This window comes from Bradyrhizobium sp. (assembly GCF_035484855.1).
Classification (GTDB): Bacteria; Pseudomonadota; Alphaproteobacteria; order Rhizobiales; family Xanthobacteraceae; genus Bradyrhizobium.
On record NZ_DATHOP010000078.1, the window covers coordinates 21,772 to 39,153 of the forward strand.

Genomic DNA, 17,382 nt, shown 5'->3' on the forward strand with positions numbered 1-17,382 from the left:
GATCATGTCCTCGTCAAGACGATGCTGCCGAGTGCGTCGATGCGGGCGCTGAAGCGTCGAGTCACCATGGTGGTCGTTTCGTCTTCGACAATCAATGCGGGGCCGGCGATGGTCGCGCCCGGCGCCAGATCGCCGCGGTTATAGAGCGCGACAGCTTCGAACCTGCCGCTGCCGGGGTCGACAACTTCGACATGAGCCGCGGGCTCGACAAGGTGCTGCGCCGGCGTCGCGGGGCATGGCACGATGGGATCGCCGACGGTGGCAAGCCGCAGCGACCAGCTCAGCACTTCGGTGTCGAGGTTCGGGATGCAGCGACCGAACTGTTGCTCGTAATCTGCAACGAACAGCCGCTCCAGTTCGGCAGCGGAGCTCGCGTCCATCTCGCCTGGCGGAATCCTGACCGTGACCTCGTGGCCCTGGCCGCGATACCGCATGTTAGCGGTCCAGCCCTCGGTCAGCTCTGCTGTGGGCGCGCCGAGCCGGACCACCGCCTCGGCCTCGCTGCGCATGCCGGTACGTAGTGCATTGAGAGCGGCGACGTCGAGGGTCGCGTCGAGGCGGCCGAAGCGGGTGCGCACCACCTCATAGGCGATCGGCGCGAGCAGAAAACCGAACGCCGATCCGACGCCGGCACCGGCAGGCACGATCACGGTGGCGATATCGAGTTTTTCAGCCAGCCGCGCGGCATGGATCGGCGCCGCGCCGCCGAACGCGATCATCACCCGGTTCGAGAGCACGCGGCCGCGCTCCACGGCGTGGACCCGTGCCGCGTTCGCCATGTTTTCCTCGACCACCTCGCTGACGCCGAGCGCCGCGCCGGTGACGTCGAGGTTCAGCGCCTCGCCGATCGACCGGACCGCCGCAGCACTTGCCGCCTCGGGATCAAGCCGCATCTTGCCGCCGGCGAAGCGGTCGGGCTGAAGCCGTCCCAAGAGCAGGTTAGCGTCAGTGACCGTGCAGTCACGGCCGCCGCGGCCGTAACAGGCCGGTCCCGGCTCCGATCCGGCGCTGGCGGGGCCGACCTGGATGCGCGCCAGATTGTCGACGGCGGCGATCGAACCGCCGCCGGCGCCGATCTCCACCATCTCGATCACCGGAACCCGGATCGGAATGCCGCTGCCCTTGAGAAATCGATATTCCCGTGCCACCTCGAACGACCGCGAGAAGTGCGGTTGTCCGTCATCGATCAGGCAGATCTTCGCGGTGGTGCCGCCCATGTCGAACGACACGATATGATCATGGCCGCGCTGCTGCGCGATATGGCTGGCGAGAATGGCGCCGCCGGCGGGGCCGGACTCGACCAGCCGAATCGGAAAGCGCCGGGCGATCTCGACCGTGGTCAATCCGCCGGCGGAGGTGATGAGATAGATCGGACAGGAGAAGCCGCGTCCGGCCAGCGTGTCCTCCAGCAGCTTGAGGTAACGGTCCATCACCGGCTGCACATAGGCGTTCGCGCAGGCCGTCGACCAGCGCTCGTATTCGCGCATTTCCGGGCACACCTCGCTCGACATTGTCACCGCGATATCGGGCGCCAGTTCGCGCAGGATATCGCGGCTGCGCAGCTCATGGGCCGGATTGACGTAGGAATGCAGATAGCCGAGCGCGACGCTGGTCACGCGCTCTGCGCGCAGAACCGGAACGAGGCCGGCGAGTGTCTGCTCATCCAGCGGCTCAATGATCCGGCCGGAGGCATCGATCCGCTCGGGCACCGCCAGCCGCAGCTTGCGCGGCACCAGCGGCGCCGGCTTGTCCATGAAAATGTCGTACTGTTCGAAGCGATGCTCATACGCCATCTCAATGGAGTCGCGAAAGCCGCGCGTCACCAGCAGCGCTGTCCGTGCGCCCTTGCGCTCGATGATGGCATTAGTGGCCAGGGTGGTGCCATGTATGATCAGGCCGAGATCGGCGGGTTCGAGCGTCGCATCGGCGAGGATCACGCCGATGCCGGCGAGTACCCCCTTTTCAGGTTCCGCGGCAGTCGTCAGGACCTTGCGGCTGAACGTCCGTCCGCCGATGTCGAGCGCGAAATCCGTGAAAGTGCCGCCGATATCGACAGCCAGGCGAGCGGACGTCATTGATCGATCGTCTCCTTGATATTGCCACCGAGATAAGCCTCGCGGATGCGCGGATCCTGCCGGACCTCGGCGGCGGGACCCTCGAGAAACTTGCGGCCGAGCTCCATCACGATCGCGGTGTCGGAGACCAGCAGCGCGCCATGAACGTTCTGCTCGACAACCAGCACTGTAACGCCGGCCGCCGCGATCTGCCGGGCGACGTCGAACATCTCCGCCTGCATCTTCGGGGACAGGCCGAGCGAGGGCTCGTCGAGCAGCAGCAGTTCGGGACTCGTGAGCAACACCATCGCGGTCTCCAGCACCTGCTGCTCGCCGCCGGAGAGATTGCCGGCCATCTCCGACCATTTGCTGCGCAACAACGGGAACTGCGACGTGACACGATCGATCGCCGCGCGATGGGCTCGGCCAGGCAGAGTGTAGCAGCCCATTTTGATGTTCTCGGCTACCGTCATGCGCGGAAAATTGCAGCGCCCCTGCGGCACGAATCCGATGCCGCGCTTCAGACGTTCCGCCGGACCGAGATGCTCGATCGCCTCGCCGTTGAGGATGATCTGTCCGGAGAATCGCCGAACGGTGCCGAACACCGCCCGAAGCAAGGTCGATTTGCCGGCGCCATTGCCGCCGATCAGGGTGGTGATCGAAGCCGGCGGCAGCCGGGTGGAGAAGTCGTGAACAATCGGCACCTCGCCATATCCGGCATACAGATTGATCAGTTCCAGCTTGGGATACGGCGTCATGTCGCCTCCGCCGGGCTGGCTCCAGAGGCCGGCGCGATGCCGAGATAGGCGTCCAGCACGCGCGGATCGTTGCGCACCGTGTCGGGCGGGCCTTCCATCAGCTTGCGGCCCTGCTCGAATACGATCACCTTGTGGCAAAGGCTGTTGATGAATTCGACGTTGTGCTCGACGATCAAAAAGGAGATACCCCCCGCATTGGCCTTGCGCAGGATATCGGCGAGTTCGTTGATCCGAGTCGGGTTGACGCCGGCGACCGGCTCATCGAGCACGATCAGGCGCGGCCGCGCCATCATCGCCGCGGCGAAGGCCAGCAGTTTCTTCTGTCCGTAGGACAATACGGTGGCGGGAGCGTGGATCAGCCGACTGAGGCCCACCAGGTCGAGCAGAGCGCTCGCCCGCGCCTCCGCCGCGGCGCTGACACTGCGGAATGAGCGTGTCCGCATCAACGCATCGTACCAGTGCAGACCGCCCAGCGCAGCATCGGCGACCAGCAGATTGTCGAGCAGGTCGAAGGAATCGTAGACCCGGACGTTCTGGAAGGTACGGATCAGGCCGGCGTGCGCCACGTCCGGCGCAGCGAGATTGGTGATGTCGTCGCCGTCGAGTTCGACGCGGCCGGCATCGATCCGCTGGAAGCCGCTGATGCAGTCGATGGTGGTGCTCTTGCCGGAACCGTTAGGGCCGATCAGGCCGGTGATGCTGCCTTGTTCGACTTCGAAGGAGGCCTCGCGCACGGCGCGGACGCCGCTGAAGGCCTTTGAAAGGTTTTCGACCTTGAGGATGGCGCTCATCGCAGCGCCTTTCGCAGGGCGGCGATGCGCCGGTCCTCGAGCCAGCCCGCGATGCCGCGCGGCATCAGCATCATCACCGCCACCAGCACCAGCCCATAGATCACCATGCGCAGCTCGTCGGAGAAGCGCAATGCCTCCGGCAGCACCACCATGGCGGCGCCCGCGAGCACCACGGCCCAGAAGCTGCCGGCACCTCCGATGATCACGATGATCAGGAAGGTCTGCATGTAGTAGAAATCGAGAAAGCTGGGATCGATGATCTTGAGGTGAAACGCGTAGATGGCGCCGGCCATCCCAGTGATGACGGCGGCGATCACGAAGGCGGCGAGTTTGTAGGGCGCCGGCGAGATGCCCTGGGATTCGACCAGCGGATCGTTCTGCCGGATGGCTTTCAGCACCATGCCGATCCGGCTCGATTTAAGGGCATACAGGAACGTCAGCGCCAGCAAAGCGTAGACCAGCGCGATGTAGTAGAAGCGCGCACTGGTGTCGAAGGTGAAATCCAGCAGCCGAGGTGGTGGCAGGCCGGGTATGCCAAGCGGTCCGCGCGTCACGTCGACCCAGTCGCGTGCCACCAGCGCGGCAAGCAAGGCGAAGGTCAGGGTGACGACCACGAAAGCATGACGCGTGGTCCGGGTGATGGCGATACCGATGGCGGTCGCCAGCACGGCGTTGATCACGCCGGCCAGCAGCACGCCCTCCCAGAAGCTGCGCTTGAGATCCATCACGGTGAGCGCCGAGCAATAGCCGCCGACGCCCCAGAACCCGAGCTGGGCGAACGACAGCAGACCGGCATAGCCGTAGACCAGATTCAGCGCCGCCGCCGCGGTCAGGAAGATCAGCCCCGATATCGCGATGCCGATGAAATAATTCGAGCCGGTCAGCAGCGGCAGGCTGAACAGCAGCGCCACGGCCGCCAGCACGGCAATCGGGGTCCATCGCGGCTCGGTCATCCGACGCGCATTCCGGGGCGTTGGAAGATTCCGTCGGGACGCAGCAGCACTGCCACGATCATGATGGTGAAGACCGCGCCTTCCTGCCAGACGATGCCGAAGAAGCCGCCGACCCAGCTTTCGATCATGCCGAGCGCGATGGCCACGATCAGCGCACCGGTCATGTTGCCGAGGCCGCCGATGACGACCAGCGCGAACGCCTTGAAGATCACGGCCTGTCCCATCGCCGGATACAACAGCTGGATCGGGGCGAGCGCCGCACCCGCAAGCCCGCACAGCGCCGCCGCCAGCACTACGGCGTTACGGGCGACGCGGCGCGGCGGGATGCCGACCATCATCGCCGCCTCGCGGTTCTGGGCGATGGCCCGCATCGCGCGACCGAACTGGGTGAATCGCAATAAACCGTAAAGCGCGGCAAAGGCCACGATGGCAAGCGCTCCCGCAATCACGCGGGTGAGGGTGATGCGGATCGAGCCGATCTCGATGCCGTCGAAGCCGTAGGCGGTGTCGACCATCCGTGGCGTGGCGCTGAACAAATACTGCATCCCGTAAAGCAGGATCATGGAAATGCCGAGCGTAGTCAGAATGCTGCGCTCGAACTCCTTCTGGTCGATGCGACGCAGGAAGCCTTCGTAGAGAACGAGGCCGACCAGCGCCGTCGCCACCACGGCAATGGCCAGCGCCGGCCAATACGACAACCCGAACGCCGGCAGCGCGAAAGCCATGGCGTAACCGCCCAGCATCAACAGTTCACCGTGCGCGAAATTGATCACCTCGAGCACGCCGAAGATCAGCGCCAGGCCGACCGCAATCAGCGCATAGATCAGCCCGAGCATCAGGCCGTTGAGCATGAGCTGCAGCAGGTAGGTGGCGCTGACGTCCATGAACCCTCGATTCGGGGCTTGAGGTTGCGGGCTTTTCGTTTCGGGCTTATGGCGGCGGGTGTGGATTCGGCATGCCGCGCCGCGTCCTTTCGGTGTTCCGGATACCAGAACGGCGTTCCGGACAATCTAGACAATCAATGCTGGCTCGTCAATTTCCCGGCGCCGCGCCGATTTTGCTCAGGATCGCAGCAGCGGGCTATGCTTTTGGTGCGCATTGTTTCCGGCGATGCATGGTGCCCGGTGCCGATGCTTGACTTGCGCCGCGGGCGCCGATTACATCGGCTCGTCCCCTCGAGGAACGGTGTTCCGATTAAAGGTACGCGTCGTCTTTGTGCCCGTTCGCCTGCCGCAGAGAGTCTCCCGGCCATGCTGATGAATTCGATGCGGTTGTTCACCGGCATGCAGGAGCGCCGGCTCGACGCCCTCGTCGCGACGATGCCGGAGAACGTAACCTATGCCAGCGGCTTCTGGGCCATGAGCCAGTGGATCCGCCGCGGTCCGCAAGCCTATGTGCTGACGCCGGTGCCGGCTTTGGGTGAGCCGGTGGTGATCGCGAGTTCGGGCCTCATCGACCTCGCCGCCGATCCCAACGTGTGGGTGAAGGACATCCTGCGGTTCGGAAAATTTGTCATCGAACGGACGCCGGACGTGCCGCTCGACGCCCACGACAGCCGCATCGCGGAACTGATGGCGCAGGACGACGAGGGCGAGGCGGTCGGCGCGCTGGTCAAGGCGATCAAGATGCGCGGACTGCAGCGGGCGCGGATCGGTGTCGATGAAATCGGCATCCTGCCGCAATACTGGGACCGGCTGGCCGAGGCACTTCCGGACGCGACACTGGTCCGCGCGGCCGACGTTTTTCGCTACGCCCGCGCGATCAAAACCGCGGAAGAGATTCGGCGGTTGCGGCGGTCCGCGGAGATCGCCGACTTGTCGATCCAGTCGGCGCTGGCGGCGGCGCGCGAAGGCGCAACCGAAATGGATCTGGCGCGCGCCTTCCATGGCAGGACCATCGCCGAAGGAGGCCTGCCGGTGCTGGGCTGCATCGGGGTTGGGGCGCGCAGCGCGATGACCAACGTGCAGCCCTCGGAGCGGAAGCTTGCGCGTGGCGACGTGATCCGGTTCGACGTCGGCGGACGTTACCGGCACTACCGCGCCGATATTGCGCGCAACGGCGTGCTCGGCGAGCCAAACCACAAGCTGGCGCACTATCATCGCGCGATCCGCGTCGGGCTCGAACGCGCCATCGCCATGATCCGGCCCGGAGTACGCGCCGCCGATGTGTTCGAGGCCTGCGTCGAAACGGTGCGGCGCGAGGGGATCGGACATTACCAGCGCAGTCATGTCGGTCATGGTATCGGCCTCGACGGCTATGACGCGCCCAACATCGCGCCATCGAGCACGGACGTTTTCGAGGAAGGCATGGTGATCTGTGTCGAGACTCCATATTACGAAATGGGGTTCGCCGGCCTCCAGGTCGAGGACACCCTCGTCGTCACCCGCGATGGAGTCGAATCCTTCATGGTAAGCGGCACGGAGTTGCGGGTCGTCTGATGGCGCAGGTGCGAGGCCTTCAATGCGTCCGGTGCGGCGCCAGCTATCCGGCGGATCACTATGCGCGGGATTGCCCGGCGTGCCGGCCGGTGGCGCGCAGCAATCTGATGCTGGCCTATGATCCGGCCATGCTGGCGCCGCGTCCGCGCCCAGCTGCAGATGCCGGAAGCGGCCTGTGGCGGTACGGCGACCTGTTGCCGGTAAGCGCGGCCGAGGCCGTCAGCCTCGGCGAGGGTGGTTCACCGCTGCATCGGTTTGATCGCGCCGGCGGCCTAGTTGGTCTCGCCAACTGGCTCGGCAAGGACGAGACGCGCAATCCGACGTGGTCGTTCAAGGACCGGCTGGCCTGCCTCGCGGTGTCGTCGGCCAAGCGGATGGGAGCGCGGGTGATCGTGTCGAGCTCCTCCGGCAACGCCGGCGCGGCGGCGGCCGCCTATGCCGCGAAGGCCGGATTGCGCTGCGTGATCTTCACTTTCAAGGGCACCAGCGGTCCGATGCTGACGCAAATGCGCGCCTACGGCGCGACCGTGGTTGCCTGCGAAAACAAGGACGACCGCTGGAAGCTGATGGAGCACGCGGTGCGCCATTACGGCTGGTTTCCAACCTCGCCGTTCTTTGGCCCGGTGGTCGGCAGCAATCCCTACGGCATCGAGGGCTACAAGACGCTGGCCTACGAAATCGCCGAACAGCTGCAATGGATGGTGCCCGACTGGTGCGTGCTGCCGGTCTGTTACGGCGACGCGCTGCTCGGCATGTGGCGCGGTTTCGAGGACATGATGGCGCTGGGCTGGACCGACCGGATGCCGCGCATGGTGGCGGCCGAGACCTACGGGTCGATCGGCGCCGCGCTGGCCGAGGGCGGAGACGCTCTGCCTGACATGCGAAAGAATTATGAAACCGTTGCGGTGTCGATCGGCGCGACCCGCGGCACCTATCAGGCGCTGGATATCGTGCGGCGGTCCGGAGGGACGGCGCTGACCGTCGGCAATGCAGAGATGATGCGCTGGCAGCAGATCCTGGCGGAGCAGGAGGGCTTGTTCGTCGAGCCGGCCTCCGCCGCCAGCCTTGCTGCGGTCGAGCGGTTGGCGCTGGACGGCCGGATCGCTCCCTCGCAGACGGTGGTCTCATTGTTGACGGCCAGCGGCTTGAAGGACCCGGCGACCACGGCGGCGCAGCAGCAGGATCTGCTGCCGGTTCCCGCGAATTTCGAAGCTGCGGTGGCGCTGCTGACGGCGTCGAAGATCTTCCCCGATCAGCCGCGGACGGCGCAAGGGACGTGCGCATGAAATTCAGCGTGTGCTTGTCGACCGGGTTCGAAGGCGTGATGGTTCCGATTCCGTTCGCCGGACCCGAGGATTTCATCGCCCAGGGCCAGTTGTGCGAACGGCTCGGCTACGATTCGGTGTGGGGCAACGATCACGTCACCACCCAGGACTATGTGCGCGCGCTTTATCCCGGCAAGCCGCCGAATTTCTACGAACCGATGATGGTGCTGGCGGCGATCGGGGCGGTCACCACAAAGCTCAAGCTCGGTACCGCGCTGACCGTGCTGCCGATGCGCGATCCGGTCTACCTGGTGAAACAGGCGATCACGCTCGACCAGATGACCGGCGGACGCTTCATCATGGGCGTTGGGCTCGGCGCCTATCGCGAGGAATTTCTGGCATGGGGCGGATCGCGCGTGGCCAAGGCGCGCCGCGGCGACATGATGGACGAGGGCCTGCAGGCCTTGAAGCTGTTGTTCGAGGAGCCCCGAAGCAGCTATGAGGGTCGCTACTACAGTTTCAAGAACCTCGAAATGTTTCCAAAAAGCCGGGCGCAGCCTTTCCCGCTCTATGTCGGCGGCCACAACCTCGAAATGGTCGAGCGTGCCGCGCACTACGGACAGGGCTGGCTGCCCGGTTGGCGGCCGCTGAAGGAAATGAAGGACCGGATTGCCCGGCTGAAGGCGCGCGCCGGCGAACTTGGCCGCGATCCCGGCGAAATCGAGATCGCGCCGCAATTTTCCGTCACCGTGGACAAAACCCTCGAGGCTGCGGAACAGCGCTACATGGCAAGCGGCCTGGTGGCGCATCGGCGGTCGCTGGCCTATACCGGCCGCGATCTCAGTCATCAGGTGGTTGCCAATCTGGTCGGGTCGCCCGAAATCATCCTGGAGAAGATCGACAAGTTGCGGGCGATCGGCGTCGACCATTGCTGCGCCCTGATGTTTCCGGCGAGCTCCGTCGCCGAAATGAACGACCAGGTCGAGTGGTTCGCCAGCGGCGTGATGGCCAAAGTCAATGCCGGCGTGGCCTGACATGGATGATGCGAAGGCGAGGAGAGCAGCAATGGAGCGCATGGCATTCGGGGGCTTGGCGCCTCGCTGGCGGCACCGCCGCTGAGCGATTTGTTGAAACAGGCCACCGCGATGCGCCGAACTGACCATGGGCTGCCTTGAGCGTTGAGCGGCCTCCCGCGCCTTGCCTGAGCGTGACCATCGTGCGTGTCACTTAAGGGCCACCACCAGATTCCATTTTCAGAAGCGGCCGCACGGGGTGATGACGTTGATTGCCGTGTCTGCGGCTGCTCACCGGATCTTGAGTTTTGGCATCAAGTTGATCACGGCTGCTTGTTGGCTGGTGACCCTTGTTGAAGCGACGCGTCGTGCTTTCATCAAACGCGCGCATCAGGAAAAGAGCATTCGGAATTCTAAATCGGTTTTTAATTGAGAACGCGGCGACCGGGCGCCATGTTCGCGTGGAACCCGAGCCGCGCTTGCGTGCCGGGTGTTTTATTGGGCGACCCATCAAGAAACAAGGAAACGCAAGGTGGGATCGCAGGGCCATCCCGCAGGCAATGGCTGATGGTGTCCGGAGGTAACGATGGTTTTGTTCTCGCGCTCCTTCATCCGAAAGCGTGTGGTTTCTTCCACAGATTGGATGATGCGATGACGCCCTGCGGCGCAGTCATTTTGCGGAACCCGGCGGACCGGCGCGCGAATAGAGGATAGGCCATGGGCATTGTTCGTTTCGCGCTCCGATTTCCTCACACATTCTATGTGGTGGCGGCGCTGATCCTGTTTCTCGGCGTCGCCGCCATCCGGACGATGCCGACGGATATTTTCCCCGTCATCCGCATTCCGGTCGTGACCGTGATCTGGAGCTACACCGGCCTCACCACGCCGGAAATGGAACAGCGCGTCACCACCTACAGCCAATACTCCATCAGCTCCAGCGTCAACGGCATCAAGAACATGGAAGCCCAGACCCTGAACGGTCTGTCGATCCAGAAGATCTACTTCCAGCCGGACGTCAATGTCGACCTCGCCATCGCGCAAATCGTCTCCGCCACCAATTCCATTCGCGCGCTGATGCCGCCCGGCATCCAGCCGCCGATCGTCGTGCAGTTCAATGCATCCAGCGTTCCGGTGCTGCAGCTCAGCCTCAATTCGGACAGCCTGAACGAGCAGCAACTCTATGACTTCGGCATCTATCGCGTCCGGCAGCAATTGGCCCCGGTTCCGGGCGTCACGCTGCCGACGCCGGCCGGCGGCAAGTATCGCCAGATCATGGTGGACATCGATCCGGACAAGCTGCTGTCGCGCGGATTGACCCCGCTCGACATCGTCAACGCCGTCAATACGCAGAACCTGACGCTGCCGTCGGGGACCGCGAAGATCGGAAACATCCAATATACGGTGCGAACCAACGCGACGCCGACCACGATCGACGACCTCAACAAGATCCCGGTCAAGTTCGCCAACGGCGCCACCATTTTCCTGAAGGACGTGGCGCAGGTCCGTGACGGCTCGCTGGTGCAGCAGAACATCGTGCGTGAGGATGGCCGCCGCTCCGTTTTGCTCAGCGTGATCAAGAACGGCAATGCCTCCACGCTCGCAGTCGTCAACGGCGTGAAGCAGGCGCTCGGGGCCATCCGCGCCGCAGCGCCCGCCGGCCTCAAGATCAACGAGCTGTTCGACCAGTCGGTCTTCGTTACGAGCTCGGTCAATGGCGTGCTGCGCGAAGGCGCCATCGCAGCGGGCTTGACCGCGCTGATGATTCTGGTCTTCCTCGGATCCTGGCGCTCGACGCTGGTGGTGATGATTTCGATCCCGCTGGCGATCCTGTCGTCGCTGGTCGTGCTGTATTTCCTGGGCGAGACGCTCAACACCATGACGCTCGGCGGTCTGGCGCTGGCGGTCGGCATATTGGTCGACGATTCCACCGTGACCATCGAGAACACCCACCGCCTGTGGACCGAAGAGGGCATGCCGCTTGCCGAGGCGACGCTGCATGGCGCCGCTGAAATCGCGGTGCCGACCCTGGTTTCGACGCTTGCGATCAGCTGCGTATTCACCTCGGTGGTGTTTCTGGACGGACCGGCCAAGTATTTGTTCACGCCGCTTGGACTCGCGGTGGTATTTGCAATGCTGGCCTCCTACGGATTATCGCGGACCCTGACCCCGATCACCATTGGCCTGTTGCTCAAAAGTGAGCGCCGTCACGCCGGCGACGGCGTCCCCCCGGGCCGGTTCGCACGGCTTTCCGCCGCATTCGACCGCGGCTTCGAACGCATGCGCGACGGATATTCGGCATTTCTTACCGTGTTGCTTCGGCGACGGTTCATTGTACCCGTCGTTGCCGTTTTTATTCTCGGTCTCGGCGCCGTGATGCTGTTGTCCGTCGGCCGCGACTTTTTCCCGCAGATCGATGCCGGCCAGATCCAGCTCCACGTTCGCGCGCCTGCCGGAACGCGCATCGAATCCACCGAGCGGATATTCCAGGCAGTCGAGGACAAGATCCGCGAGGTCATTCCCGAGAAAGACCGCGCGCTGATCGTCGACGATATCGGATTACCGGCGCGAGCCTACAATCTGGCCTTCTCCGACGGTTCGACGATCGGGATCAATGACGGCGTGATCCAGGTCGCGCTCAAGGAGGGTCACAAGCCCACCGCCGGTTACATCAAGAAATTGCGTGAGGTGCTGCCGGTCGCCTTCCCGGAAGATGTATTTTATTTCCAGGCGGCCGATATCGTGACGCAGATTCTTAATTTCGGACTGCCGGCGCAGATCGACGTCCGAACGGTGGGCTACGACAAGAACAACCTTTCGGTTGCAAGGGAGCTCGAGCGCCGGCTTGCCGGGATTCCCGGCATCGTCGATGCGCATCTGCAGCAGGAAGTCGACGCTCCGGCTTTCTACGCCCAGATCGACCGGACCCGCGCCGCTCAACTCGGCCTCAACGCCAGCACGGTGGCCACCAACATCAATGTTAGCCTCAGCTCTTCGGAGCAGGTGTCGCCCAACTTCTGGACCGATCCGACTTCAGGGATTCCATATTATCTGGCGGTGCAAACGCCGGAGTACAGAGTCAATTCGCTGAACGCGCTCGCGGATACGCCGGTTTCCACCTCGCTGGCGGTCAGCGGTCAAATCGTCCCGGGCATGCTGAGCAATGTGGCGACGTTCAAGCGGGATACGGTGCCGACCAACTCCAACCAGACCAATATCCAGCCGGTCTTTGACATCTATGCCAGCGTGCAGGGCCGCGATCTCGGCGGCGTCGCGGCCGACATCAACAAGGTCACGACGCAACTGCAAAAAAAGATGAAGCCCGGCAATTCAATCCAGGTGGTGGGCCAGATCCAGAGCATGAATAGCTCCTTCCGTGATCTGGGCATCGGCCTGCTATTCGCCGCGGTCTTCGTCTATCTGCTGATGGTCGTGAACTACCAGACCTTCGGCGATCCCTTCGTCGTGATCCTGGCGCTGCCGGCGACGCTGTGCGGCATCGTGACGATGCTGTTCATCACCGGCACCACGCTGAACGTACCGTCGCTGATGGGAGCGATCATGGCGGTCGGCGTGGCTTCGGCGAACTCGATTCTACTGGTTACTTTCGCCCGCGAGCAGCAGCTCAAGGGACATTCGGCCTTCGAGGCCGCGCTCAGTGCCGGCCATACCCGAATCCGTCCCGTGCTGATGACCGCCGCCGCGATGATCGTCGGCATGATCCCGATGGCGATCGGCGGCGCCGGCGAGGAACAGAATGCGGCGCTTGCGCGCGCCGTCATCGGCGGCCTGCTGTTCGCGACGCCGACAACGTTGCTGATCGTGCCTTACCTGTTTGCCATGCTGCGTAAGGGCAACGACGGAAAACCTCACCATGGCGTATTCGAGGAAATTCCGGAATGAGCGAGATCCTTGAACGGCCCAGAAATGCAGATGTCCAGGACCGATTCGATCCTGAAACCGATCGGGTTATTGCGCAACCGAGCGTTGCGCCCAAGCGGCGAGGTTACGGAGGCGCCCTGTTCGGGGCAAGTGCGCTGCTGTTGCTCGCGGGCAGCCTGGCGCTGGGAGGCTGGCGCCACTACCAGGGCCGGCTTGAGGTCGCGGCTACCGGGCAGGAAAGCCGCACCCTTGTCCCCGACGTTCGCGTGGCGACCGTCCGCGCCGGCGCGAGCAAGATCAACGTCACCTTGCCGGCCACGACGACCGCCTTCGAGGCGGCCAACATCTTCGCGCGCACCAATGGCTATATTGAAAAGCGCTACGTCGACATCGGCGATCGGGTCAAGGCCGGAGCCCTTCTGGCTGATATCACCGCCCCGGAATTGGACCACCAGATTGTGCAGGCCAAGGCGACACTGACTCAGGACCAGGCCACCTTGCAGCAAACACAGGCAAGCCAGGAACTCGCGCAGGTCACCAATGCGCGCGACAGCAAGCTGGTCACGCAGGGGTGGCTGACGCTCCAGCAGGGCGACAATGATCGTCTGACCCTGCGGGCGCAGCAAGCCGCGGTGGCGGTGGCGCAGTCCAATATTGCCGCGCAGGAGGCCGCAATTCGAGTTCTCGAGCAGGAGAAGGCCTACCAGCGGGTGGTGGCACCGTTCGATGGTGTGATCACCCAGCGCAACATCGACAATGGCAGCCTGGTGACGTCGGGATCGACCTTCATGTTCACGCTGATGCACCCGAACGTGATCCGCACCCAGGTGTTCGTCCCCCAGGATGAAGCATTCGGGCTTGGACCCGGCGTCGATGCGGTGGTCCGTGTCCCGGAGATTCCGGATCGGACCTTTCCCGGCAAGGTGACGCGGATCGCCAGCGCGTTGCAGCCCGGCAGCCGAACGCTGCTGACCGAGATCGACGTGCCCAACCCGGACGGCGCGCTCAGCCCTGGCATCTATTGCACGGTCGAGCTGTTCATCCCGCGCAAGACACCATCCATGATCATACCGGCCGATGCGGTGGTGTTCGACGAGAACGGGCTTCACGTCGCGGTCGTCGAGAACGGCGTCGCCCACATGCAGAAGATCACGATCGCGCGCGACTTCGGCAAGGAAGTCGAAGTGCATGACGGCGTCAAGCCGGGCGATCAGGTCATCCTCAATCCGATGGTGAACCTCGCGGAAGGCAGCAGGGTCGCCGTGCGCAAGACGCAGACAAGCTAGATCGGCGCGGAGGCAGCCATGGCGATGCGACGCTTGTTGTTCACTGCAGCCGTCCTGTTGTCGGGCTGCCACGCCGGTCTGGCGCAGGTCTCCACCATGGGCAGCACGGCCATGGGCCTTCCATCGACGCCGGGGACAATCGTCACTTCCCCGCTCAACGGCCCGAGTCCGTTCTCGGCGGCAACCCCAGCCGGGCGCTCCCGATACGACGCTGGCACCCGTGCCGCTGGCTTCCGATCCCACAACGCCGGGGACGGTCGTGACCTGCGCCACGCCGACAACGCAAATCGCGGCTGGCACGCCTGCCGTGCCGGCTGCTTCCATGTCAGCGATGGCTGGCACGACCGGAACGATGCCACCGGTTTCCGCGACACCTACGACCGCATCGCCGACGACCGCAAGCGCGACCGCGCCATTCCTGACGCTATCCGCGCAGCCAGCTACATCATTCATGACCGATTTTCCCGGCTCGAGCATCCCGGCGCCGCAGCCGCCCGCGGTGCCGCCCCTGCCGTCGCCTTCCCTGGCTCCAGCGCCCGTACCGACGCCATCGACGGTGCCGAGCAATACGTCAATGCCCGGCACAACCACGATGACAACGTCGTCGACGATGACGCCGGCGGCCGCGATGGCACCAGGTTCTCCGTTGGGGACTATCCCCTCGCCGATCGCCATCACGACGACCGGAAACATTGCGCCGCTAGCCCCGATCGGCAGCTCCTCGAGCACCGTATGCAGCTCTACGCCGGGGGGCCCATCCGCCAATGGCGCGGCTTTGCCGCTCTCAACGCCGCAAATTCCGGCGAGCCCTCCGCTTGGCACGATACAACCGGCCATCACTGAGCTTGGCGGCACCAGTATCGATCCGACCATGACAGTGGTGCCCACGCCGAACACGCCGGCCTGCGCCGAGAGCACGACGATGAATCTGGCGACCCCCGGGATGATGCCAGCGGCTAATGCCACCGGCGCCGCGGCAACGCCCGGCGTGTCGTCCCCATCCGGCTGCTGATGCGGGAATGCCGCGGTGCCTGCAAGGCTAAACAACGATTTGGTTGAAGACCTCGTGAAGCGCCTGGTCCGGACCATCGCTCGATCGCCCGGGAGTTCTTTACGGGTGATGGAAGCCTGTTGGGATCAGGTTCGCCCGGGAGGCCGGTTAGACGGCTGCCGGCTTCGACGGAATCTCGATCGCGCCGGCCCTGGAAATCGCCGCGGCGGTGACCATCCTCGCCGTGCGGCTATCCTGCGGAGCGCTGCTCGGGCCGAAGTCGTTGAAGAGGATTCCTGCCGTAGCCCCGATTGCGACAATCGCGCTGATGATGACAGGTCTCAAGCCGCGGTGCAGCCTCTTGCTTTGCGTATCCATCGTTATCTCGCCAATCCGTTGCGCACCATGCTCTTGGAACGATGTGCCGTTTAAACCGGAGATAGGTTGGTCATCAGGCCGTGCCACTAAATTGAATTTCATTCGGCGTGGCTGCCTCGCCGAGTACATCCATTTCTTTGGCGGTCGCGCACGCCCGCCGGCGGCATGAAGCGGCATGAAAAAGAGGTCGGGCCGATGGAATTTCAGCTCGACCTCTTCGCGGTCCGGGCGGATCAGTAAGCCGTCATCGGTTCGCAAGGCGGGCCATTGTCCCAGGGTTGCGTCGCGAACGCGCCCACGGCCGGAGCCGGAACGCAGGCACGCCCGTCAACATAGCGCTCGGTGGTCGCATTGCTCGCATTGGCGCCCTTGACGTGGCTCTCGCGAGCCATGGCGGGAGTTGCGAGCATGGCTGCGGCGATCAACGTGGTCGACAGAAGTTTGGTCATTTCGAGTTCTCCATTTTTCCATTAGAAAGCCAATAGTGCTGGCTCCCTGACGGAAGTGGCGAACGGATCGATCGATCAAAGCAACGTTTCCTTCACAGGGTTTCAACACGGCGCGAGGCAACGCTCGAGCAGCTTCCGGCTATTTGGCTGATTCTAAAATGCTATTTAATGGCACGGCACCCTCGGCAAGCCTATTATCCTTATGAGCGGCCGCACCGCGCTTGCCCCCGGAGGCGGTGCTCATATGGCCGCAGAGCGGGCGGCGTACGCCGTGCCACCTCCTTTAGCATAGCGGGCGACGCCGTCCGGCTCTTTTTGGACGAAACCTATGGCAATCGCAGGTCGTTGACATGGCATTGGTCTCAGGCAAGCCTAACACTTCGGGGCCGACAGGCTCCAGCCCTGCGAATGCTTTGACCGCAGCCGGGGATCGATCGATGGCAAAAGTACTCCTGATCGAGGATGACAGCGAGACGGCCGAGGAAATCACAGCCGAACTGGCCGATCGCGGCTTTGAAGTCGAATGGTCGGCCGATGGCATCGAAGGCCTCGACAAAGCGCGATCACTGCGGCCCGACGCCATGATCGTCGACCGGCTGTTGCCGGGAATGGACGGTCTCACCGTTATCGAGGCGCTGAGAAAGGAACAGGTGCACACCCCGGTGCTGGTGCTGAGCGCGCTCGGCGCCGTCGATGACCGCGTACGCGGCTTGCGGATGGGGGGCGACGACTACCTCACCAAGCCCTTCGCGATCGTGGAACTCATTGCCAGGGTAGAGGCGTTGCTGCGCAGGCCAGCGGAATCGCGCGAGACGATATTGCGGGTGGGGCCGCTGGAACTCGATTTGATCGAGCGCACCGCCAAGCGCGGAGATCGCGTGATCGATCTCTTGCCGCGGGAGTTTCGCCTGCTCGAGTACATGATGCAGCGGAGCGATCAGTTGCTGACCCGCGCCATGCTTCTCGAGGAAGTCTGGAATTACAAGTTCATTCCGGCGACGAATCTCGTGGACGTTCATATGGGTCGGCTGCGTCACAAGGTGGACGGACCCGGCGAAACCCCTATGATCCACAATGTTCGCGGCTCCGGTTTCATTCTACGCACGGGACCATAAGGTTCGGATGTC

The 17,382-nt window shown here is 63.9% G+C and carries 14 protein-coding genes; 7 read left to right on the forward strand and 7 right to left on the reverse strand.

The genetic code is table 11. The features are described 5' to 3' along the window. Positions 1-2: 2 nt before the first annotated feature. The 5 genes from VK804_RS08685 to VK804_RS08705 are packed head-to-tail and all read right to left on the reverse strand — an operon-like array spanning position 3 to position 5,440. Complete coding sequence (locus VK804_RS08685) at positions 3-2,075, reverse strand: hydantoinase/oxoprolinase family protein (RefSeq protein ID WP_325369932.1); 2,073 nt, start codon at positions 2,073-2,075, stop codon at positions 3-5. Continuing rightward, the gene (locus tag VK804_RS08690) at positions 2,072-2,812 is read right to left on the reverse strand and encodes an ABC transporter ATP-binding protein (RefSeq protein ID WP_325369933.1); all 741 of its coding nucleotides are present in this window, start codon (positions 2,810-2,812) and stop codon (positions 2,072-2,074) included. Before VK804_RS08690 ends, VK804_RS08685 begins: the two co-directional genes overlap by 4 nt. After that, positions 2,809-3,603: an ABC transporter ATP-binding protein gene (locus VK804_RS08695; RefSeq protein WP_325369935.1), complete on the reverse strand. Its 795-nt coding sequence runs from the start codon at positions 3,601-3,603 to the stop codon at positions 2,809-2,811. The genes VK804_RS08690 and VK804_RS08695 overlap by 4 nt, the downstream gene beginning before the upstream one ends. Next, positions 3,600-4,556 carry a branched-chain amino acid ABC transporter permease gene (locus tag VK804_RS08700; RefSeq protein WP_325369937.1) on the reverse strand — a complete coding sequence of 319 codons (957 nt, stop codon included), beginning with the start codon at positions 4,554-4,556 and terminating at the stop codon, positions 3,600-3,602. Before VK804_RS08700 ends, VK804_RS08695 begins: the two co-directional genes overlap by 4 nt. After that, on the reverse strand, positions 4,553-5,440 hold the full coding sequence (locus VK804_RS08705) for a branched-chain amino acid ABC transporter permease (protein ID WP_325369939.1): 888 nt from the start codon (positions 5,438-5,440) through the stop codon (positions 4,553-4,555). The genes VK804_RS08700 and VK804_RS08705 overlap by 4 nt, the downstream gene beginning before the upstream one ends. Before the next feature lie 366 nt (positions 5,441-5,806). Between VK804_RS08705 and VK804_RS08710 the strand changes: the two genes are divergently transcribed. From VK804_RS08710 to VK804_RS08735, 6 genes are all read left to right on the forward strand, one after another. Continuing rightward, positions 5,807-6,994 (forward strand): Xaa-Pro peptidase family protein, encoded by a 1,188-nt coding sequence (locus VK804_RS08710; RefSeq protein ID WP_325369941.1) that lies wholly within the window; start codon positions 5,807-5,809, stop codon positions 6,992-6,994. Then, on the forward strand, positions 6,994-8,280 hold the full coding sequence (locus tag VK804_RS08715) for a threonine synthase (protein ID WP_325369943.1): 1,287 nt from the start codon (positions 6,994-6,996) through the stop codon (positions 8,278-8,280). Before VK804_RS08710 ends, VK804_RS08715 begins: the two co-directional genes overlap by 1 nt. Then, positions 8,277-9,293 carry an LLM class flavin-dependent oxidoreductase gene (locus tag VK804_RS08720; protein ID WP_325369945.1) on the forward strand — a complete coding sequence of 339 codons (1,017 nt, stop codon included), beginning with the start codon at positions 8,277-8,279 and terminating at the stop codon, positions 9,291-9,293. Before VK804_RS08715 ends, VK804_RS08720 begins: the two co-directional genes overlap by 4 nt. A 696-nt stretch (positions 9,294-9,989) precedes the next feature. After that, positions 9,990-13,172, forward strand: coding sequence for an efflux RND transporter permease subunit (locus VK804_RS08725; RefSeq protein ID WP_325369947.1), 3,183 nt, complete (start codon positions 9,990-9,992; stop codon positions 13,170-13,172). Next, complete coding sequence (locus tag VK804_RS08730; protein WP_325369949.1) at positions 13,169-14,437, forward strand: efflux RND transporter periplasmic adaptor subunit; 1,269 nt, start codon at positions 13,169-13,171, stop codon at positions 14,435-14,437. Before VK804_RS08725 ends, VK804_RS08730 begins: the two co-directional genes overlap by 4 nt. Positions 14,438-14,455: 18 nt before the next feature. Beyond that, complete coding sequence (locus VK804_RS08735; RefSeq protein ID WP_325369951.1) at positions 14,456-15,280, forward strand: hypothetical protein; 825 nt, start codon at positions 14,456-14,458, stop codon at positions 15,278-15,280. A 316-nt stretch (positions 15,281-15,596) separates the two neighbouring features. On the opposite strand, the gene VK804_RS08740 is transcribed toward VK804_RS08735, so the two are convergent. Both VK804_RS08740 and VK804_RS08745 read right to left on the reverse strand, forming a co-directional pair. Further along, positions 15,597-16,064 (reverse strand): hypothetical protein, encoded by a 468-nt coding sequence (locus tag VK804_RS08740; protein ID WP_325369952.1) that lies wholly within the window; start codon positions 16,062-16,064, stop codon positions 15,597-15,599. Further along, complete coding sequence (locus VK804_RS08745; protein ID WP_325369954.1) at positions 16,040-16,255, reverse strand: hypothetical protein; 216 nt, start codon at positions 16,253-16,255, stop codon at positions 16,040-16,042. Before VK804_RS08745 ends, VK804_RS08740 begins: the two co-directional genes overlap by 25 nt. Before the next feature lie 437 nt (positions 16,256-16,692). Between VK804_RS08745 and VK804_RS08750 the strand changes: the two genes are divergently transcribed. Next, positions 16,693-17,370, forward strand: coding sequence for a response regulator transcription factor (locus VK804_RS08750; RefSeq protein WP_325369956.1), 678 nt, complete (start codon positions 16,693-16,695; stop codon positions 17,368-17,370). Positions 17,371-17,382: the final 12 nt, after the last annotated feature.